22 protein-coding genes are annotated in these 18412 nt (G+C 63.4%); 16 read left to right on the forward strand and 6 right to left on the reverse strand.

Going from position 1 to position 18412, the window contains the following annotated elements:
- The first annotated feature begins 36 nt into the window (after positions 1 to 36).
- Together BLS13_RS02785 and thiE are read left to right on the forward strand one after the other, a co-directional pair.
- The gene (locus BLS13_RS02785; protein WP_093449644.1) at positions 37 to 951 is read left to right on the forward strand and encodes a class I fructose-bisphosphate aldolase; all 915 of its coding nucleotides are present in this window, start codon (positions 37 to 39) and stop codon (positions 949 to 951) included.
- A 134-nt stretch (positions 952 to 1085) separates the two neighbouring features.
- A complete protein-coding gene (gene thiE / locus BLS13_RS02790) occupies positions 1086 to 1793 on the forward strand; it encodes a thiamine phosphate synthase (RefSeq protein WP_093449646.1) in 708 nt (235 codons plus the stop codon).
- Between the two features lie 3 nt (positions 1794 to 1796).
- On the opposite strand, the gene fumC is transcribed toward thiE, so the two are convergent.
- Together fumC and BLS13_RS02800 are read right to left on the reverse strand one after the other, a co-directional pair.
- Positions 1797 to 3185: a class II fumarate hydratase gene (gene fumC / locus BLS13_RS02795; protein WP_093449647.1), complete on the reverse strand. Its 1389-nt coding sequence runs from the start codon at positions 3183 to 3185 to the stop codon at positions 1797 to 1799.
- A gap of 156 nt (positions 3186 to 3341) precedes the next feature.
- Positions 3342 to 3824, reverse strand: a complete 483-nt coding sequence (locus BLS13_RS02800; protein ID WP_093449649.1) for an SspB family protein — start codon at positions 3822 to 3824, stop codon at positions 3342 to 3344.
- 130 nt (positions 3825 to 3954) lie between these two features.
- Between BLS13_RS02800 and hisB the strand changes: the two genes are divergently transcribed.
- From hisB to BLS13_RS02840, 8 genes are all read left to right on the forward strand, one after another.
- Positions 3955 to 4551: an imidazoleglycerol-phosphate dehydratase HisB gene (hisB, locus tag BLS13_RS02805; RefSeq protein ID WP_093449650.1), complete on the forward strand. Its 597-nt coding sequence runs from the start codon at positions 3955 to 3957 to the stop codon at positions 4549 to 4551.
- Complete coding sequence (gene hisH, locus BLS13_RS02810; RefSeq protein ID WP_093450122.1) at positions 4544 to 5164, forward strand: imidazole glycerol phosphate synthase subunit HisH; 621 nt, start codon at positions 4544 to 4546, stop codon at positions 5162 to 5164. The genes hisB and hisH overlap by 8 nt, the downstream gene beginning before the upstream one ends.
- Before the next feature lie 51 nt (positions 5165 to 5215).
- Positions 5216 to 5947 carry a 1-(5-phosphoribosyl)-5-[(5-phosphoribosylamino)methylideneamino]imidazole-4-carboxamide isomerase gene (hisA, locus tag BLS13_RS02815; RefSeq protein WP_093449652.1) on the forward strand — a complete coding sequence of 244 codons (732 nt, stop codon included), beginning with the start codon at positions 5216 to 5218 and terminating at the stop codon, positions 5945 to 5947.
- Complete coding sequence (gene hisF / locus BLS13_RS02820; RefSeq protein WP_093449653.1) at positions 5944 to 6705, forward strand: imidazole glycerol phosphate synthase subunit HisF; 762 nt, start codon at positions 5944 to 5946, stop codon at positions 6703 to 6705. Before hisA ends, hisF begins: the two co-directional genes overlap by 4 nt.
- A 146-nt stretch (positions 6706 to 6851) precedes the next feature.
- Positions 6852 to 7052 (forward strand): hypothetical protein, encoded by a 201-nt coding sequence (locus BLS13_RS02825; protein ID WP_093449655.1) that lies wholly within the window; start codon positions 6852 to 6854, stop codon positions 7050 to 7052.
- Positions 7053 to 7104: 52 nt separating this feature from the next.
- Positions 7105 to 7425, forward strand: coding sequence for a phosphoribosyl-ATP diphosphatase (locus tag BLS13_RS02830; RefSeq protein ID WP_093449657.1), 321 nt, complete (start codon positions 7105 to 7107; stop codon positions 7423 to 7425).
- Between the two features lie 58 nt (positions 7426 to 7483).
- On the forward strand, positions 7484 to 7864 hold the full coding sequence (locus BLS13_RS02835; RefSeq protein WP_093449659.1) for a histidine triad nucleotide-binding protein: 381 nt from the start codon (positions 7484 to 7486) through the stop codon (positions 7862 to 7864).
- 137 nt (positions 7865 to 8001) lie between these two features.
- Positions 8002 to 9525 (forward strand): amino acid permease, encoded by a 1524-nt coding sequence (locus tag BLS13_RS02840; protein ID WP_093450123.1) that lies wholly within the window; start codon positions 8002 to 8004, stop codon positions 9523 to 9525.
- 35 nt (positions 9526 to 9560) lie between these two features.
- Here the strand turns inward: BLS13_RS02840 and BLS13_RS02845 are convergent, their stop codons facing one another.
- Entirely contained in the window at positions 9561 to 10556 is a 996-nt protein-coding gene (locus tag BLS13_RS02845) for an adenosine kinase (RefSeq protein WP_093450125.1), read from the reverse strand.
- Between the two features lie 147 nt (positions 10557 to 10703).
- On the opposite strand from BLS13_RS02845, the gene BLS13_RS02850 reads away from it, so the two are divergent.
- On the forward strand, positions 10704 to 11081 hold the full coding sequence (locus BLS13_RS02850) for a hypothetical protein (protein WP_093449660.1): 378 nt from the start codon (positions 10704 to 10706) through the stop codon (positions 11079 to 11081).
- Between the two features lie 6 nt (positions 11082 to 11087).
- Here the strand turns inward: BLS13_RS02850 and msrB are convergent, their stop codons facing one another.
- Complete coding sequence (msrB, locus tag BLS13_RS02855; RefSeq protein WP_093450126.1) at positions 11088 to 11573, reverse strand: peptide-methionine (R)-S-oxide reductase MsrB; 486 nt, start codon at positions 11571 to 11573, stop codon at positions 11088 to 11090.
- 114 nt (positions 11574 to 11687) lie between these two features.
- Here msrB and queG point away from each other — a divergent pair, with 114 nt between their 5' ends.
- Together queG and BLS13_RS02865 are read left to right on the forward strand one after the other, a co-directional pair.
- A complete protein-coding gene (queG, locus tag BLS13_RS02860) occupies positions 11688 to 12836 on the forward strand; it encodes a tRNA epoxyqueuosine(34) reductase QueG (RefSeq protein WP_093449662.1) in 1149 nt (382 codons plus the stop codon).
- A gap of 35 nt (positions 12837 to 12871) precedes the next feature.
- Positions 12872 to 13741: a 3-hydroxyacyl-CoA dehydrogenase NAD-binding domain-containing protein gene (locus BLS13_RS02865; protein ID WP_093450128.1), complete on the forward strand. Its 870-nt coding sequence runs from the start codon at positions 12872 to 12874 to the stop codon at positions 13739 to 13741.
- A 109-nt stretch (positions 13742 to 13850) separates the two neighbouring features.
- Here the strand turns inward: BLS13_RS02865 and BLS13_RS02870 are convergent, their stop codons facing one another.
- Both BLS13_RS02870 and BLS13_RS02875 read right to left on the reverse strand, forming a co-directional pair.
- On the reverse strand, positions 13851 to 14615 hold the full coding sequence (locus tag BLS13_RS02870) for a MerR family transcriptional regulator (protein WP_093449663.1): 765 nt from the start codon (positions 14613 to 14615) through the stop codon (positions 13851 to 13853).
- Positions 14616 to 14923: 308 nt separating this feature from the next.
- Complete coding sequence (locus BLS13_RS02875) at positions 14924 to 16189, reverse strand: NupC/NupG family nucleoside CNT transporter (RefSeq protein ID WP_093449665.1); 1266 nt, start codon at positions 16187 to 16189, stop codon at positions 14924 to 14926.
- A 229-nt stretch (positions 16190 to 16418) separates the two neighbouring features.
- Here BLS13_RS02875 and BLS13_RS02880 point away from each other — a divergent pair, with 229 nt between their 5' ends.
- The 3 genes from BLS13_RS02880 (at position 16419) to BLS13_RS02890 (ending at position 18408) form a co-directional block, all read left to right on the forward strand.
- On the forward strand, positions 16419 to 17066 hold the full coding sequence (locus tag BLS13_RS02880; RefSeq protein ID WP_093449667.1) for a queuosine precursor transporter: 648 nt from the start codon (positions 16419 to 16421) through the stop codon (positions 17064 to 17066).
- 77 nt (positions 17067 to 17143) lie between these two features.
- Positions 17144 to 18049 (forward strand): acetylglutamate kinase, encoded by a 906-nt coding sequence (gene argB / locus BLS13_RS02885; RefSeq protein ID WP_093449668.1) that lies wholly within the window; start codon positions 17144 to 17146, stop codon positions 18047 to 18049.
- Positions 18050 to 18114: 65 nt separating this feature from the next.
- A complete protein-coding gene (locus BLS13_RS02890; protein WP_093449670.1) occupies positions 18115 to 18408 on the forward strand; it encodes a YggT family protein in 294 nt (97 codons plus the stop codon).
- Positions 18409 to 18412 lie beyond the last annotated feature (4 nt).

Genomic DNA, 18412 nt, shown 5'->3' on the forward strand with positions numbered 1-18412 from the left:
GGTTCGAACAATTCACGTTTTGGGAGCGTAACAGAAATGACGTTTACACCGACGGTCAAGAAGATCCTCGCCGGCTATGAAAGCGACAATCCGGGGACTAAGACGAACATCGCCCGTATCCTGATGCACGGAAAGCTCGGCGGCACCGGCAAGCTGGTAATCCTCCCGGTCGACCAGGGCTTCGAACATGGTCCCGCGCGCAGTTTCGCGATCAACCCCGACGCTTATGATCCCCATTATCATTACAGCCTCGCGATCGAAGCCGGCCTGTCGGCTTATGCCGCGCCGCTCGGTATGCTCGAAGCCGGCGCCGACACGTTCGCCGGCCAGATCCCGACGATCCTGAAGGTCAACAGCTCGAACAGCTGGGCGACCGCGATCGATCAGGCGGTGACCGGCACCGTTGACGATGCGCTTCGGCTCGGCTGCTCGGCGATCGGCTTCACCATCTACCCGGGCTCGGACAATGTTTTCGAGATGATCGAGGAAATCCGAGAGCTTTCGGCGCAGGCCAAGGCCGTCGGTATCGCCACGGTGATCTGGTCCTATCCGCGCGGCGGCGAGCTTTCGAAGGCCGGCGAGCTCGCGCTCGATGTCGGCGCTTATGCCGCGCACATCGCGGCTTTGTGTGGCGCGCATATCATCAAGGTGAAGCTGCCGACCGATCACATCGAGCAGAAGGACGCCATCAAGGCCTATGAGGGCGGCGACTGGTCGACCCAGGCGAAGCGCGTCGCACATGTCGTGCAGAGCTGCTTCGCCGGACGCCGCATCGTCGTCTTCTCGGGCGGCGCGGCCAAGGGCGCCGATGCGGTCTACCAGGATGCGCGCGACATTCGCGACGGCGGCGGCAACGGTTCGATCATCGGCCGCAATACCTTCCAGCGTCCGCGCGAAGAGGCGTTGGCGATGCTCAACCGCATCATCTACATCTATAAGGGCGGCGAATGACCCCTGCTCCCTCTCCTGCTTGCGGGAGAGGGCCGGGGAGAGGGGGCGAGCGCGTAGCGCGAGCCTTCGGCCCGCGCCCCTCTCCCTCCCGTCTGCGACGGGCCCCTCCCTCTCCCGCACGCGGGAGAGGGTAGATGATCGATCTTCCAGAGGAAGATGACGACAGCATCGCGCTTGATCCCGGCTTCGCCGATCGTTTCGAGCGCGATGCGCGCCGTCCGGCTTGCCAGCTCTATCTGATCTCGCCGCCCTCGATCGATTCGCGCTTTGCCGAATCGCTCGCGGCCGCGCTCGATGGCGGACCGGTCGCGGCGTTCCAGTTGCGGCTCAAAGGGCTCGACGATCATGCGATCGCCGAACTCGCGCCGCCGCTCCAGAAAATCTGCGCCGATCGCGATGTCGCCTTCATCATCAACGACAATATCGGGCTTGCGAAGCGGCTCGGCGCCGACGGCGTCCATCTCGGCCAGGACGATGGTGATCCGCGCGATGCCCGGGCGCAGCTCGGCCCGCAGGCGCAGATCGGCGTCACGTGCCATGACAGTCGCCACCTCGCGATGGAGGCCGGCGAGGCCGGCGCGGATTATGTGGCGTTCGGCGCCTTCTATCCGACCACGACCAAGGAGGTGAAGCATCACCCCGATCCGTCGATTCTCGGCTGGTGGTCGACGGTGTTTGAAATCCCCTGCGTCGCGATCGGCGGTATCACTGCCGAAAATGCACCGCCACTGGTCGAGGCCGGCGCCGATTTCATCGCTGTGTCGGGTGCGGTGTGGAACGATCCCGCCGGCCCCGGTGCGGCGGTCGGCCAATTCGCGAAGGTGCTGGCCAAAAAGGGCTGAACCTCAGCGACCGACCATATTTTCAGGCCGCACCACCCGATCGAAGGTTTGCTCATCGATCAGCCCCAATGCCAACCCGGCCTCCTTCAATGTCAGGCCGTGCGCATGAGCGTGCTTTGCGATCTTCGCGGCATTGTCATAGCCAATTTCGGGGGCCAGCGCGGTCACCAGCATCAGCGAACGGCCGACCAGATCGGCGATTCGCGCCCGATCTGGCGCCAGTCCCTCAAGCGCGCGCGTGGTGAAGCTCGTCATGCCCGTGGCGAGCAGATCGATCGACCGCAACACGTTCGCGCCGATCAGCGGCTTGAACACGTTGAGTTCGAGATGCCCCTGCAATCCGCCAATCGTTACCGCCTGATGATTGCCGATCACCTGGGCCGCGACCATCGTTAGCATTTCGCACTGGGTAGGATTGACCTTGCCGGGCATGATCGAACTGCCGGGCTCATTTTCGGGCAGGATCAGTTCACCCAACCCGGATCGCGGGCCGCTGCCCAGTAGGCGAATGTCGTTGGCAATCTTGCTGAGCGACACGGCCAGTACGTTGAGCGCGCCCGATAGCTCGACCAACGTATCATGCGTGGCCAAAGCCTCGAACTTGTTCGGCGCGGTGACGAATGGCAGGCCGGTCAGCCGCGCCAGTTCGGCGGCCACATCCTCTGCGAACCCCGGTGCCGCGTTAAGGCCGGTGCCCACCGCCGTTCCGCCCTGCGCCAACCGATAAAGACGCGGTAGCACCGCCTCGGTGCGGGCGATGCCGCCTTCGACCATCGCGGCATAACCCGAAAATTCCTGGCCCAGCGTCAGCGGCGTCGCGTCCTGCAAATGGGTGCGGCCGATCTTGACGATATCGTCCCACGCGACCACCTGCCCGACAAGCGCGAGATGCATCGTCCGCAGCGCGGGCAGCAGATCGCGATCGATCGCCCGCGCAGCCGCGACATGCAACGCGGTGGGAAAGCTGTCATTCGATGACTGGCCCATGTTGACATGGTCGTTGGGATGAACGGGGCTCTTGCCCCCGCGCGTGCCGGCGATCACCTCGTTCGCGCGGCCAGCGATCACCTCGTTGACGTTCATATTCGATTGGGTGCCCGAACCCGTCTGCCAGATGACCAGCGGGAAATGATCATCGAGCGCGCCCGTCGCCACCTCGGCCGCCGTCGATTCGATCGCTGCGGCCAGTTTCGAATCGAGCCCATGGTGGCGATTCACGCGGGCAGCCGCCTGTTTTACCAGTGCCAGCGCATGGATGATACCGATTGGCATGCGCTCAGCCGTTCCGAAGGGGAAGTTTTCGATCGATCGCTGGGTCTGCGCGCCCCAATAGGCGTTTGCCGGGACGTCGATGGGTCCGAACGAATCGGATTCGGTGCGGGTGTCGGGCATGGCCGTCCAATCTCCCCTCCCTGCAAGGGAGGGGTAAGGGGTGGGTAGCGACCGACGCGGCTCTATGCCGCGGAGGGCGCATTTGCGGGGCGGTCGGATGGTCGCTGCGCTCGCACCCACCCCCTTACCCCTCCCTCGAAGGGAGGGGAGATTTCCTTATTTCTTCCGGGTGAAATCGATCGAAACGACGTTCGAACCGTCCTCGATCGGGGTCGCGGTCGGGGCATCATTGCCCGCGGAGCTGACCTCAGGCTGACCGTCATCATCGACCTGCGCCTGGAATTGCAGCGCGAAATTGACCGCCGGATCGACGAACCCGGTGATCGCAGCGAACGGAATGATGAGCTTAGAGGGCGTCTGGTTGAACGACAGACCGACCTCAAAACCGTCGGGCTTCACCTTCAGATCCCAAAAGCGGTTCTGGATGACGATCGTCATTTCGTCAGGGAAGCGCTCCATCAAGTGGCGCGGGATTTCGACTCCGCTCGCCTGCGTCTTGAAGGTGATGTAGAAATGATGGTCCCCCGGCAGGCCGCCACCCTTCTCGACCTCACCCAGCACACGGCCAACCACGGCGCGCAACGCCTCCTGGACGATCTCATCGTAGGGAATCAGGCTATCTGGCGCTGTGTCGCTCATGCGCCACTTCGTGGACGCGTGGGCCGCGCGGGTCAAGACGTGCGTTGCCACATGCGCGAACCGCGTTATAGCGACGGCGTTCCGGTGCGGCGTCAAAGCCACACCTTCAGGCCAGCGAAGCGAACAGACCATGCGGACGGCATCGATCACGCGCAAAACCAACGAAACCGACATCGCGGTTTCGATCAACCTTGATGGAACGGGCATATATGAGGTTGCGACGGGCATCGGGTTTCTCGATCACATGCTCGAGCAATTGTCGCGCCATTCGCTGATCGACATCAGCGTCAAGGCGGTTGGCGATCTCCACATCGATCAGCACCACACCACCGAGGATAGCGGGATCGCCCTCGGTACGGCTGTGGCGAAGGCCCTGGGCGACCGGCGGGGCATCACTCGCTATGGCCACGCCTATGCACCGATGGACGAGACTCTGACCCGCAGTGCAATCGACATCTCGGGGCGCCCCTATCTTGTATGGAAGGTCGAGTTCAGTCAGCCCAAACTCGGCGATTTCGACACCGAACTGTTCCGCGAATGGTTTCACGCCTTTGCGGATGCGGCCGGCATCACCCTGCATGTCGAAACGCTCTATGGCCGCAACAACCATCACATCATCGAAAGCGCCTTCAAGGCAACCGCGCGCGCGCTGCGCACCGCGGTGACGATCGATCCGCGCAAGGCCGATTCGGTGCCGTCGACCAAAGGAACGCTTGGCGGTGCGTGATCGAATTGCGCTTATCGATTATGGCGCGGGCAATTTGCGATCGGTGGAAAATGCGCTGCGCGCGGCCGGCGCTGGCGCGATCGACGTAACCGCCGATCCGAATGCCGTGCGCACCGCCGATCGCGTCGTATTGCCGGGCGTCGGTGCGTTTGCCGCCTGCATGGGCGCGCTTTCGGCAATCGACGGCATGATCGCAGCGATGGATGAAGCGGTCCATGGTCGCGGCATGCCGTTCCTCGGCATTTGCGTCGGCATGCAATTGCTGGCCGACGCGGGCCACGAATATGGCCGCCATGCGGGACTGGGCTGGATAGGGGGCGACGTCCGGTTGATGCGGCCCCACGATCCGGCGCTGAAGATCCCACACATGGGCTGGAACGACGTCCGTCCATCCCGGCCGCACCCACTGATCGTGCCCGGCGAGGCCTATTATCTTCACAGCTATGCATTTGAGGTGTCAGATCCGGCCGACGTGCTGGCCTTAACCGAGCATGGTGCGCCGGTGACGGCGGCGGTGGGGCGCGACAATGTCGTCGGCGTGCAATTTCATCCGGAGAAGAGCCAGGCTTACGGGCTGGCGTTTCTGGAGAAGTTCCTGGCGTGGCGGCCGTGACTCCCAATATTTTTCGTCATCCCAGCGAAGGCTGACGATAAGGATCGACTCATGACAATCACCGTTTTCCCCGCGATCGATCTCAAAAACGGGCAGGTCGTGCGACTCGCCGAGGGCGATATGGATCGTGCAACCATCTATGGCGACGACCCAGCCGATCAGGCACGCCGATTTGCCGAACAGGGCGCCGACTGGCTGCATGTCGTCGATCTCGACGGCGCCTTTGCCGGCCGGGCAGTCAATGCCGGGGCCGTCGAATCGATCCTTAAGGCCTTTCCTGGCAAGGTCCAGCTTGGCGGCGGCATCCGCGATCGCGCCGGCATCGATCGCTGGCTCGGCCTCGGCGTCCACCGCGTGATCATCGGCACCGCCGCGCTCGAAAATCCCGATCTGGTCAAGGCCGCCGCGAAGGAACTGGCAGGCCGTATCGTCGTCGGCGTCGATGCACGCGACGGATTCGTCGCAACCCACGGCTGGGCCGACGTGTCCACTGTCAGCATCAACGACCTCGCCGACCGATTCGCCGATGCCGGCGTCGCGGCCCTGCTGTTCACCGATGTCGGCCGCGACGGGCTGCTCAAGGGCTGCAATGTCGAGGCGACCGTCGCGCTCGCCCGCCATGCTACGATCCCGGTGATCGCCAGCGGCGGCGTCAAGGATATCGACGATATTCACGCGCTTGCGGCCTATGCGGGCGACGGTATCGAAGGCGTGATTACCGGCCGCGCGCTCTATGACGGCCGTCTCGATCTCGCCGAGGCGCTGAAGGTCGCGCGGGCATGACCGTCCGCGTTCGCATCATCCCCTGCCTCGATGTCGCTGGCGGCCGCGTCGTCAAAGGCGTCAACTTCGTCGATCTCGCCGATGCCGGCGATCCGGTGGCGCAGGCCAAGGTCTATGATGCGGCCGGTGCCGATGAAATCTGCTTCCTCGATATTACCGCCAGTCATGAAGGCCGCGGCACCTTTCTCGACGTCGTCGCGCGCACCGCGGCGGTCTGCTTCATGCCGTTGACCGTCGGCGGCGGCGTGCGCACGGCCGAGGATGCACGGGCGCTGCTGCTGGCTGGCGCCGACAAGGTGGCCGTCAACTCCGCCGCAGTCGCCCGCCCGGAACTGTGCGCCGATATGGCCGAGCGATTCGGCGCGCAATGCGTGGTCGGCGCGATCGACGCGCGCAATGTCGGCCCCGGCAGATGGGAAATCTACACCCACGGCGGCCGCAAGCCGACTGGCATTGATGCCGTGGCCCATGCCAGGCGTCTCGCCGAACTGGGCGCTGGCGAGATATTGCTGACCTCGATGGACCGCGATGGCACGCGCGACGGCTATGACCTGGCCCTGACCCGCGCCGTCGCCGATGCCGTATCGGTGCCCGTCATCGCCAGCGGCGGAGTCGGCAAGCTTTCCGATCTGGTCGATGGTGTCGCGATCGGCGGGGCCAGCGCGGTGCTCGCCGCATCGATCTTCCACTTCGGCCAGCACAGCATCGCCGAAGCCCGCGCAGCGTTGCGCCAGGCGGGCCTTCCGGTCCGAACCTGAGTCGGAAAATCTTACATCGGCCGCGAATCGGCCCGAGGCCGATCTTCATAAATTATTGAAAATACGTACAATCCCAGATTTGGCCCGCAACTTGCTGTGCTATCCCCGAACCAGTTCCGGCATCTGACGCCATGGGGGATAGCGATATGATAGCCAAATATATGCTTCGCGGCGGTGCGCTGCTGGCCGCAATTGCGATCACGTCGCCGGCGTGGGCCGGTTGGGAAGACATTTCGGCCTGGCTACCGAAAGCGACGCCTCAGCCCGGCGGCCTCGGCATTCTGGTGCTGGCCGTGCTCGGCGTGCTGGTGGGCCGCTTCGCCAGTCGCAAGCGCCGCGATCCATAAGGCGGGCAACAGCACGATTGACCTTTCGGTGGCGCCTGCGCTTAACGCCGTCATGACCCATACGCTCGAACAGCTCGAATCGACCATCGTCGGCCGCCGCGCGGCCGATCCGGCGACCTCCTATGTCGCGAAGCTATTTTCCAAAGGCATGCCGAAGATCGCCCAGAAGCTGGGCGAGGAAGCCGTCGAGACAGTGATCGCCGCGGTCGCGGGCGATCGCGAAGGCGTGATCGGCGAGGCTGCGGACCTGCTCTTCCACCTGACCGTGCTGCTCGCAGCCGCCGATATCCCGCTGAGCGCGGTCATGGCCGAGCTCGAACGGCGCGAAGGCGTGTCAGGCCTCGCGGAGTATGCGGCCCGAAAACCGGAATAGACATCGAACATTCGCGGGTTCAAAATCCGCGTCGTCGTACCATGACCGGAAAGCCAAGATGCCGATCGACCCCTCCCTGCCCTATGATGACAATAACATCTTTGCGCGGATCCTGCGGGGCGAGATTCCGTCCCGCAAAGTCTATGAAGATGAATATGCCTTCGCCTTTCATGACATCAATCCGCAGGCGCCGGTTCATCTGCTGGTGATCCCCAAGGGACGTTATGTGTCGTGGGATGATTTCAGCGCCAAGGCATCGGATAGCGAAATTGCCGGCTTTGTTCGCGCGGTCGGCGAAGTGGCCCGGCAAGCGGGGCTTTCGGAACCCGGTTACCGGCTGTTGGCCAATATGGGCGGACACGGACATCAGGAAGTCCCCCACCTCCACGTTCACATCTTCGGCGGCCGCCAGTTCCGCGCGATGATCCCGCCGGCTTGAGGGTCTGGTTTGAAGCGCGGCTTTGGCGGATTTCCAAACCGGCTCTCAAGCCTATTGCGCGGGGCGAATAAGCGGTTAGGCTCCCAACCCCATGACTGGCCGATGCTTTGGACATCGGCCTCCAAGGGGAAATCCGCATGATTTTTGGGCGCGTAAAATCACTCGACGCCATTTTAGCCACTGCCGCTAAGAAATCGCTCCACCGCTCGCTCGGTCCCGTTCAGCTCACAATGCTCGGCATCGGCGGGATCATCGGAACCGGTATCTTCGTTCTCACCGCCGAGGCCGCGCAAAAAGCAGGCCCCGGGATGATCCTCGCTTTCATCATCGCCGGCTTCGTCTGCGCGGTAGCAGCGCTCTGTTACGCCGAGATGGCGGCGATGGTACCGGTATCGGGATCGGCCTACACCTATAGCTATGCCGTCATGGGCGAACTGGTCGCCTGGATGGTCGGCTGGGCTTTGGTCCTCGAATATGCCGTGGCGGCGGGCGCCGTTTCGGTCGGCTGGTCCGGCTATGTGGTCGGACTGTTCCAGGCGATGACCGGGATAACCATCCCGAAGGATTTCATCCTCGGGCCAATCGATGGCGGCATCGTCAACGTACCGGCGGCAATCATTGCGGGCCTGGTCACCTGGCTGCTGGTGCTGGGCACCAAGGAAAGTGCCACGGTCAACGCGGTGCTGGTCGGTATCAAGATCGCGGCACTCGCGCTGTTCGTCGTGCTGGCATTGCCGGTGATGCACCTCCAGAATTTCCACCCATTCGCGCCAACCGGTTTCGGCGGGATTTCCGCAGCCGCCGCCTCGATCTTTTTCGCTTATGTCGGCTTCGACGCGGTCTCGACCGCCGCAGAGGAAACCAAGAATCCTCAGCGCAACATGCCGATCGGGCTGATCGGATCGCTCGGCGTGTGCACGGTTTTCTACATCCTTGTCGCGATGGGGGTGATTGGCGGCGTCGGTGCGCAGCCGATGCTGGACGGATCGGGTCATGCCATCGCCACGGGTTCGACCGAACTGGCCCAGAGTTGCTCGGCGATTCATGACAATGCCGTGGTCTGCTCGAAGGAAGCCTTGGCCTGGACACTACGCCAGATCGGATGGCCGCAGATCGGCAATCTGCTCGGCCTTGCCGCCGGGCTCGCGCTCCCCTCGGTCATCCTGATGATGATGTTCGGCCAGACCCGCATCTTCTTCGTGATGAGCCGTGACGGCCTGCTGCCGACCGGCCTGTCCAAGGTCCATCCGAAATATCGCACGCCGCATGTGATCACGATCATCACCGGCATCTTCGTCGCGATCTTCGCTGCCCTGTTCCCGGTCGGCGCGCTGGCCGATATCTCGAATTCCGGAACCTTATTCGCCTTCATGCTGGTGGCGATCGCGGTGATGGTGCTGCGCAAGACGGATCCGGATCGCCGTCGCCCGTTCCGTACCCCTGCGGTCGTGCCGGTGGCTAGCCTCGCGGTGCTCGGCTGTATCTATCTGTTCTTCAGCCTGTCGAACTACACGATCACCTTGTTCTTCAGCTGGGCCGCGATCGGGCTCGTCGTCTATTTCCTCTATGGCTACCGGATGAGCAATGTCGCGCGCGGCATTGTCGAAACCCATGAGCTGGACGAGGACGCACCGCACTCCCCGATCGATCCTTTGCTGTGAAGTCCGAGACATCCCGGCCGGCCACGGCCGGGATGTCAGCCGAGCCGCGCCGCCATCAGCGCAGCCAGATCTTCGCCGGTCGCCAGCCGAGGACCGATCTGCGTGATGATCTTGCCCGCCGCGATCGATCCCATGCGCAGGACGGTAGGCAGCGGGCGGCCCTGCACCAGGCCGATCAACACACCGGTGGCAAACAGATCGCCGGCGCCGGTCGTATCGACCACCGGACCGATCGGTTCGGCCGGCGTCGTGTGGCGCATGCCACCCTCTACCGCGATCGCGCCATCAGCGCCTCGGGTCGCGATCAGCAGCCCGACATGCGCCGCCGCCCAATCGACCGCCGCATCGAAATCGGCGGAACCGGTCAGTTCGGCCAGTTCGCCCTCATTGGCGAACAATATGTCCACCTGGCCGCTCTCGATCAGCGCGCGAAAATCGGCCCTGTGCTGACGGATGCACCATTCCGCCGACAAGGTGAACGCCACCTTGCGGCCCGCGTGTCGCGCAATCGTGATCGCCTCACACACCGCTACGCGCGGCTGCTCGGTCGCCCACATATAGCCTTCGACGAACAGGACCGCCGAATCGGCGATCAGCTGGCGATCGATCTGTGGTAGAAACTCCGACGCACCGATCGCGGTGTTCATCGTGCGATGGCCATCGGGCGTGACGATGATCAGGCAGCGGCCGGTCGGCGTGCCGTCGGTCAGCGGCGGCGTATCGAAGACGATCCCACGATCCGCCATGTCCTGGCGGAACAGCCGGCCCAGCCGATCGTCGCCGACCTGCCCGACAAACGCGGCGCGCACGCCGAATCCCGTAAGCCCCGCCAGCGTATTCGCCGCCGATCCGCCGCTGACCTCCTCACAGGCACCCATTGCCTCATGCAGGGCGACACCGCGATCGGGCGCAATCGGGCGCATCAGCCCCTTTTCCAGCCCCTGTGCAGCAACGAATTCGTCATCCCTGCTGCAAATCACATCGACGATCGCATTGCCGATGGCGACGATATCATAAAGAGGAGATGTCAAAACGGCGATATCCTCGAGAAGCATTGGGAATCGGCATCGTCTAGACGATCGCCAATCGGACCGCAAAGGAGGCAATCCACCGCGATTGCAGCTCATTGGGTGCGATTCATGCTTGCTTCGGATGCACGATGATGGTCCCTCGCCGCAATGAACTCGCTGCGTATCGTGCCGCTCGCGGCCCTCACCCTGCTCGCCGCTTGCGGCCCGTCAACCTCCCCGCACCCCGCGACCATGTCCACGGTAGCGGCCTCAAGCCGCCCGGAGGCTGGCCTCGATCGCGTGCTCGGCCACGATGCCCGCGCGCTGATCGTGCTGTTCGGCACGCCCGATCAAGATGTTCGCGAGGAGCCGGCGCGCAAGCTGCAATATGCGAGCAAACTCTGCGTTCTCGACGCCTATCTCTATCCGCCGTCGTCCGGTGCCGAGCCAATCGTCACGCATGTCGATGCGCGGCTGCCGAATGGCGAAGACATCGACCGCGCCTCATGCATCGCCGCGCTCAGCCGGCGCAAAGAAGCACGATAACGTCGATCAGGCTTTCGGCACGAACTTCAGCGCGACGCCGTTCATGCAATAGCGCTTGCCGGTCGGTGCAGGGCCGTCGTCGAAGACATGGCCAAGATGGCCGCCGCAGCGCCGGCAATGGACCTCGGTCCGCGGGTAGCCGAGCGCGTAATCGGTCTTCGTGACCACCGCTTTGGGCAAGGGTTGCCAGAAACTGGGCCAGCCCGTGCCACTATCGAACTTGGTGTTCGACGCGAAATTGGGCAAATCGCAGCCCGCGCAAAGGAAGGTGCCGACGCGGTGCTCCTTGAGCAAGGGACTCGTAAATGGCCGCTCGGTAGCCTCATGCCGCAAGGTTTCATACGCGTCCGGCGAAAGCTTCCGGCGCCATTCGGCGTCGGTCCGCGTGACTTCGAATTTTTCGGAATCGGCACCGAAGGCCCGGCTGCCCAGCACGACACCCAGCGCCGTCGCAACACCCGCAGCGCCAATCAATGTCCGGCGATCGATCATCGCTCCCATCCTCATTCCCGGTTCGAGCAACATTGTTCCGCACACTATACGCGGCAGCCATCAATAAAGTTACATAGACTTGCACCAAAACGGACGGGCTTTCATGGTCAGCCGATGACCGATGCAGACGCCAAATCGCAGCTCCGCGACGCAATCCGCGCGCAGGCGCTCGCGATTGGCTTTGCCTCCTGCGGCTTTGCCGCGGCCGATGCTGCGCCGGAAAGCGCCGACCGTCTTCGCGAATGGATCGACACGGGCGCTCATGGCGAGATGGGCTGGATGGCGGACCGGCGCGACCAGCGCGCGCGGCCAACGACACTTTGGCCGGATGCGCGATCATTGATCATGCTTGGCATGAACTATGCGCCGCGCGAGGATCCGATGCGGCTGGAGGCCGCCCCCCGGATCGGCCGGATCTCGGTTTATGCGCAGGGCAGCGACTACCATGACGTGGTGAAGAAGGCGCTGAAGGCGCTCGCCCGCTGGATCGTCGATGCGGCCGGCGGCGACCTTAAAGTGTTCGTCGATACGGCGCCGGTGATGGAGAAGCCGCTGAGCGCCGCGGCCGGCATCGGCTGGCAGGGCAAGCACAGCAATCTGGTATCGCGCGATCATGGCAGCTGGCTGTTTTTGGGCGCAATCATGACCTCGCTCGATCTGCCAGCCGACGCCCCGCATCCCGATCGTTGCGGGACGTGTGACGCCTGCCAGCGCGCCTGCCCCACCGATGCCTTCCCGGCGCCCTATCAGGTCGACGCCCGGCGCTGCATTTCCTATCTCACGATCGAGCATAAGGGGCCCATCGCGCGCGAATTCCGCAAGGCGATCGGCAATCGCATCTATGGCTGCGACGATTGTCTCGCCGTATGCCCGTGGAACCGCTTTGCGCGCAGCGCCGCCGCCAATCGCGCCTTCGCGCCGCGCGCCGAACTGGCAGCACCCGAACTCGGTGACCTTATCGAGCTCGACGATGCCGGCTTCCGCGCGACCTTCGCGGGATCGCCGATAAAGCGCATCGGCCGCGACCGGATGATCCGCAACGTCGCGATCGCCGCCGGCAACAGCGGGGAGCGCGGTATCGTACCGAAATTGCTGGCATTGCTCGACGATCCCGCAGCGATCGTGCGCGGAGCCGCGATCTGGGCGCTGGCCGAACTCGATCGCGATCAATGGCTTGCCGAACGCGCGCGGCGGCTCCCCTGTGAAAAAGACGAGGACGTGGCTGCCGAGTGGCGGCTTGCGGACGCCGGGAACCGCCGATAACAGCACGGCGTCACTTTATTATCATGGGGAATGTCATGCAGACGATCGGCATCGTGGGCGCGGGGCAGATGGGCGCGGGCATTGCCCAGATCGCGGCCCAATCGGGCATGAAGGTTTTCCTGTCCGATGTGTCGCTCGAGGTCGCTGCCAAGGGACGCGACGGGATCATCAAGATGCTCGACAAGGCCGTCGATCGCGGCAAGCTGGACGCGACTGCGCGTGACACCGCCGCCGCTCTGATCGAGCCGATCGGCGATCTCGCCCCGATGGCCGCCGCCGACATCATCATCGAAGCAGCGACCGAGCGCGAGGCCATCAAGCGCGCGATCTTCGCCGACATCTGCAAAGTGCTGCGTCCCGATGCGATCCTCGCCACCAACACGTCCTCGATCTCGATCACCCGGCTCGCGCAGACCACGCCCGATCCGAGCCGCTTCATCGGGATGCACTTCTTCAATCCCGTGCCCCTGATGCCCTTGCTCGAACTGATCCGCGGGCTCGCCACCAGCGACGCAGCCGTCGAGATCGCGCAGCAATTCGGCAAGGTGACGGGCAAGCAGACCATATTGGCGAAGGACAGCCCCGGCTTCCTGGTCAACCGCATCCTGCTGCCCCTGCTCAACGAAGCCTTTTTCGCTTTGGGCGAAGGAATCGGATCGGTCGAGGATATCGACAAGGGCGTGAAACTCGGCCTCGGCCATCCAATGGGCCCGCTGACCCTGGCCGACATGATCGGCCTCGATACCATCCTCGAAATCTGCCGCATCGTGCAGAATGATTTCGGTGATCCCAAATATCGCCCGGCACCGATCCTGGTCAAATATGTCGAGGCCGGCTGGCTGGGCCGCAAGACCGGACGCGGCTTTTACGATTATTCGGGGCCTGTGCCGGTTCCGACGATGTGAACCGTTCCTTCATTCGTCACCCCAGCGAAGGCTGGGGTCCCTCCAAAGCCTGTTCAAAAGACGAGCCTGGAGGGGTAAGCCTTCGCTGGAACGACGAAAATGTGGAAGGTCAATCCGCAGCTCTCGCCGCCCCTGCCGCCTTGATAAAGTCCCACACCGCCATCGCGAACGGTGGCGTCTGCTCGGCCTGCCACTCACCCATATTGTCGTAGAGCTTCGCCGCGCCCCGCATCATTTGAGGGGTCGCTGCCTTCGTGAACGGCTCCAGCAGCGCCCGCCACTCCTCGAGAAACGCCTGCGCCCGCTCCGATGCCGGATCGAGCGGCAGCGCCGCCTCGACCCGGGCGGAGAGATCGCTCCACCGGTGGCCATAAGCCTCCTGATCGAAATCGGCGGGCACATCGCCCGCCCGATCCGCCCAATGCGCTTTTTCTTTGGGCGTAAAATAGCGGTCGGTCACCGCTTTCCAATTTTCGGATTCCATCACCGATTCTCCACATCGTATCAACGAGCACAGGGTCGCGACGTCGATCGGCTCGCCACGATCGATGCGGGACTGGACAGAGAGGAGAAGCGTGCGCGATTCCGCCAGTTCGGCAGCACGCGCATTGATTTCGGCGAGTTGCGCTGCCACCAGCCGGCCGAGATCGGTGTGACGCGCGCCGAGCATCCGGCCGATTGCGGCCAGGCTGAACCCCGCCCGCTTGAGCGCGACGATCGCATTGAGCCGCGCGAGCTCGCCCGCACCGTAAACCCGCCGCCCGCTGCCGGTCCGAAGCGGCCGCACGAGCCCGCGCGCCTCGTAGAAGCGCAGCGCCCGCGCTGTAAGGCCGGTCTGTCGGACGACATCGCTGATATCGAGAATGTTCTCCATGAACACCCTCGTAGCGGTTTACGTTACGTCAACTGCAAGCGGTTTTTGCTATTAGAATCTCTGCGAGCGGAGTCTAGCGGAGCGAGCGAAACCGCTTGGAATTCCCGATAGCAAGCCAACTACCCAAGTAGAGCATCACCCAGGCCCAATATGCCCAGTCGGGAGCGGCCAACCCGTCAAGGACATATGTCCCTACGAGCCATACGAGCCCCAATCCCAAAGCGACTGGCAGAAGGCGTCGCCACATGACACACATCGATATTACGCCTTCGAAACATCTTGGTAAGATAGCAAGATCGCCTTTCCATTCACCCCGGCAGCAATATCCCCGCCAGCGCCGCGCTCATCAGGTTGGCGAGCGAGCCCGCTGCCAGCGCTTTCAGCCCCAGCTTCGCAATTAGCGGCCGTTGATTCGGCGCGAGGCTACCGGTCACCGCCATCTGGATCGCGATCGAGCTGAAATTGGCGAAGCCGCACAACGCGAAGGTCACCACCGATACGGTATGCGGCGACAAGGTCTTCTGCACCGCGCCGAGATGGATATAGGCGACGAATTCGTTGAGCACGATCTTCTCGCCGAACATGCCGCCGGCGATGCCCGCCTCGTTCCACGGCACGTTGAGCAGGAACATCACCGGCGCGAACAGATAGCCGAGCAATTGCTGGAAGCTCAAATCGGGATAGCCGAACCAGCCGCCAATGCCGCCGAGCAGACCATTGGCGAGTGCCACCAGCGCGACGAACGCCAGCACCATCGCGCCAACCGCCACGGCCAGCTTGACGCCGGTCTGCGCGCCGGTCGCAGCGGCCTCGATGATGCTCGCCGGCCGCACGTCGACCTCATGCGCCTCCACGGCTGCGAGCACCTGCTCCTCGGTATCGTCACCCAAGGGCAATTCGCCCGGCCGCGCCAGGTTACGTGCGTCGGGCATGATGATCTTCGCCATCAGGATCGCGCCGGGCGCACCCATGAAGCTGGCCGCCAGCAGATGATCGATGCTGATCCCCATCGATGCATAAGCGGCAAGGATCGTCCCCGCGACGCCGGCCATGCCTGAGGTCATCACCATGAACAGCTGCGGCGGGGTCAGCGAAGGGATGTAGGGCCGGATCACCAGAGGCGATTCGCTCTGCCCGACAAAGATGTTGGCGGCGGCGCACAGCGCCTCGACCTTCGATACGCCGATGATCCATTCGAGCGCGCCGCCAATCCAGCGGATCACCGCCGGCATGATCCGCAAATAATACAGGATCGACACCAAAGCTGCGAAGAAGATGATTACCGGCAGTGCCTGCAGCGCGAAATTCTGCCCGAGCTTATCAGCGGCCAGTGCGCCGAACAGGAAGGCCGTGCCCTTGTTCGCGTAGGACAGCAGCGCCGAAACCCCTCCCGAAAGCCACTCGATCGCCGCACGACCGGCCGGCACATACAGCACAAGCAGGGCTATTCCGGCCTGCAGCGCGAACGCCGCCCCGACCACCCGCAACCGAATCGCCCGCCGATCGGAAGACAACGCCAGCGCGATGGCGAGAATCAACGCTATCCCACACAGGCCGATCAGGATTTTGGTCATTGCGGAAAGAGCCCCCGGGGAAAATGAACGCCATCACCATGTGGGGCGATCGACGGACACAGCTTGCGCGGCCGGTGGCTCGGGTCAAGCAGAGAGTGACCCGATTTCGCGTCCGGGTTGCGGAAAGCGCCTGCACAGGCAACGATGGTCGCCTTCCCACGGCAACCTTCTGGCAACGCCGCCAAATCCTCCATTTCCCCCGCGCGGAAAAATAATCTAGCACCATAGGATGACGACATCTCCTGCCCCCGCCATTCCCCGCTCATTATTCGTGTTCGCGCTCTTCTATGGCGGCATGGTCTGCATATCCGGCGTGCTGGGGGTGAAGCAGGTCGCGCTTGGGCCGCTCGCTGTGGAGGCGGGCATCTTCGGCTTTCTGCTGCTGGTCGTGATGGGAAGCGCCGTCACTGAATTGCATGGCCGGAACGCCGCCGATGCACTGGTGCGCTGGGGCTTCCTGCCGCTGATCATTTCGGCCGCCTTGATCCAGCTCGTCCTGGCGCTGCCGACTGACAGCGGCATGTATCCGCCCGCGATCGCCGCCTTCCCGATCGTCGTCGGCCAGGGCGCTCGAATGATGATTGCCGGGCTGATTTCCTACGGCACCTCGCAGACGCTCAACGTGCTGATCTTTTCGAAGCTGAAGTCCGGCGAGGGGCGGGGTCGGCTGGTGTGGTTCCGCGGCATGATCGCCAGCGTCATCAGCCAGGTGATCGATACCGTGCTGTTCATCTCGATCTCCTTCTACGGCGAGCGGCCGATCATGGCCCTGATGGCCGGGCAGATGGCGACCAAGGTGGTGCTATCAATCATCCTGGTGCCACCCCTGATCACAGCCTTCGTCGCCATCGGTCGAAAGCTCGACGCGCGCGCCTGAACGGCGGCGATCAAACAGCACGCCAAAGGTGAACCGAATCCTTTCGCTGCCGCTCCTGCTTCGCTAAGGGCTCCCCCATGTCGACCAACAACGCCCCCGATCCCGGCCTGCTGGCCAAAGCCGAAACGCTCGTCGAGGCGCTGCCCTATATGCAGCGTTATGCCGGCGAGATCTTCGTCGTGAAATATGGCGGCCATGCGATGGGCGATCCCGAGGCGGCGCGCGACTTCGCCGAGGATGTCGTGCTGCTCAAGGCCGTGGGCATCAATCCCGTGGTCGTCCATGGCGGCGGGCCGCAGATCGGCCAGATGTTGAAAACGCTCGGCGTCGAGAGCAGCTTCATCGACGGGCTGCGCGTGACCGACGCCGAGACCGCACGGATCGCCGAAATGGTGCTGTGCGGATCGATCAACAAGGAGATCGTCTCCTGGATCAGCCAGGCCGGCGGCCGTGCCGTCGGCATTTCGGGCAAGGACGGCCGGCTCGTCGTGGCGGAAAAGGTTCAGCGCACGACCCGCGATCCCGGCAGCGCGATCGAACGCATCGTCGATCTGGGCTTTGTCGGCGAACCCGCCGATATCGATCGCCGCGTGATCGACACGATCTCGAAGGCGGGCATGATTCCCGTCATTGCCCCGATCGGCATCGGTACCGACGGGCACACCTACAATATCAACGCCGATACCATGGCCGGCGCGATCGCGATCGCATTGGGCGCGGCGCGCCTGTTTCTGCTGACCGATGTTGCCGGCGTCCTCAACAAGAACAAGGAACTGATCCGCGATCTGACACCGCGCCAGATTGGCGAGTTGCGCACCGATGGCACGATCAGCGGCGGCATGATCCCGAAGCTCGAAACCTGCGTCCATGCAGTCGAGGGTGGAGTCGACGCCGCCGTCATCCTTGATGGCCAGGTGCCGCATGCGATGCTGATCGAGGCCTTCACGAAACGTGGTGCGGGCACTTTGGTCCACGCAGATTGACACGGCGCTTGGCCACAACGGCGAATTTCGGCTAGATACCGAACGGCTCTCGTGAAGGAATTGCGATGATTGTTCTTTTCCAGATCATCGATCTGTTACTGGGCGTCCTGACCTGGATCATCGTGATCCAGGCGGTGATGTCGTGGCTGGTCGCGTTCAACGTGATCAACACCTACAATGATTTCGTCCGCCAGTTCCTCTATGCGCTGGATCGGATCACCGAGCCGCTCTATCGCCCGATCCGTCGGATCATGCCCGATTTCGGTGCATTGGATCTGTCGCCGATGGTGGTCCTGCTGCTGCTCTATATCGCACGCAACATCCTTTTGCCGGCGGCCGCGCGCGCGGTGATCGTCTGACCTG

The sequence above is a fragment of the Sphingomonas sp. YR710 genome (genome assembly GCF_900101455.1).
GTDB lineage: Bacteria > Pseudomonadota > Alphaproteobacteria > Sphingomonadales > Sphingomonadaceae > Rhizorhabdus.

Coding starts and splice junctions, on each gene's coding strand:
- BLS13_RS02785 (WP_093449644.1), top strand. CDS start 37: ATGACGTTTACACCGACGGTCAAGAAGATCCTCGCCGGCTATGAAAGC.
- thiE (WP_093449646.1), top strand. CDS start 1,086: ATGATCGATCTTCCAGAGGAAGATGACGACAGCATCGCGCTTGATCCC.
- fumC (WP_093449647.1), bottom strand. CDS start 3,185: ATGCCCGACACCCGCACCGAATCCGATTCGTTCGGACCCATCGACGTC.
- BLS13_RS02800 (WP_093449649.1), bottom strand. CDS start 3,824: ATGAGCGACACAGCGCCAGATAGCCTGATTCCCTACGATGAGATCGTC.
- hisB (WP_093449650.1), top strand. CDS start 3,955: ATGCGGACGGCATCGATCACGCGCAAAACCAACGAAACCGACATCGCG.
- hisA (WP_093449652.1), top strand. CDS start 5,216: ATGACAATCACCGTTTTCCCCGCGATCGATCTCAAAAACGGGCAGGTC.
- hisF (WP_093449653.1), top strand. CDS start 5,944: ATGACCGTCCGCGTTCGCATCATCCCCTGCCTCGATGTCGCTGGCGGC.
- BLS13_RS02825 (WP_093449655.1), top strand. CDS start 6,852: ATGATAGCCAAATATATGCTTCGCGGCGGTGCGCTGCTGGCCGCAATT.
- BLS13_RS02830 (WP_093449657.1), top strand. CDS start 7,105: ATGACCCATACGCTCGAACAGCTCGAATCGACCATCGTCGGCCGCCGC.
- BLS13_RS02835 (WP_093449659.1), top strand. CDS start 7,484: ATGCCGATCGACCCCTCCCTGCCCTATGATGACAATAACATCTTTGCG.
- BLS13_RS02840 (WP_093450123.1), top strand. CDS start 8,002: ATGATTTTTGGGCGCGTAAAATCACTCGACGCCATTTTAGCCACTGCC.
- BLS13_RS02850 (WP_093449660.1), top strand. CDS start 10,704: ATGAACTCGCTGCGTATCGTGCCGCTCGCGGCCCTCACCCTGCTCGCC.
- msrB (WP_093450126.1), bottom strand. CDS start 11,573: ATGATCGATCGCCGGACATTGATTGGCGCTGCGGGTGTTGCGACGGCG.
- queG (WP_093449662.1), top strand. CDS start 11,688: ATGACCGATGCAGACGCCAAATCGCAGCTCCGCGACGCAATCCGCGCG.
- BLS13_RS02865 (WP_093450128.1), top strand. CDS start 12,872: ATGCAGACGATCGGCATCGTGGGCGCGGGGCAGATGGGCGCGGGCATT.
- BLS13_RS02870 (WP_093449663.1), bottom strand. CDS start 14,615: ATGGAGAACATTCTCGATATCAGCGATGTCGTCCGACAGACCGGCCTT.
- BLS13_RS02875 (WP_093449665.1), bottom strand. CDS start 16,189: ATGACCAAAATCCTGATCGGCCTGTGTGGGATAGCGTTGATTCTCGCC.
- BLS13_RS02880 (WP_093449667.1), top strand. CDS start 16,419: ATGACGACATCTCCTGCCCCCGCCATTCCCCGCTCATTATTCGTGTTC.
- argB (WP_093449668.1), top strand. CDS start 17,144: ATGTCGACCAACAACGCCCCCGATCCCGGCCTGCTGGCCAAAGCCGAA.
- BLS13_RS02890 (WP_093449670.1), top strand. CDS start 18,115: ATGATTGTTCTTTTCCAGATCATCGATCTGTTACTGGGCGTCCTGACC.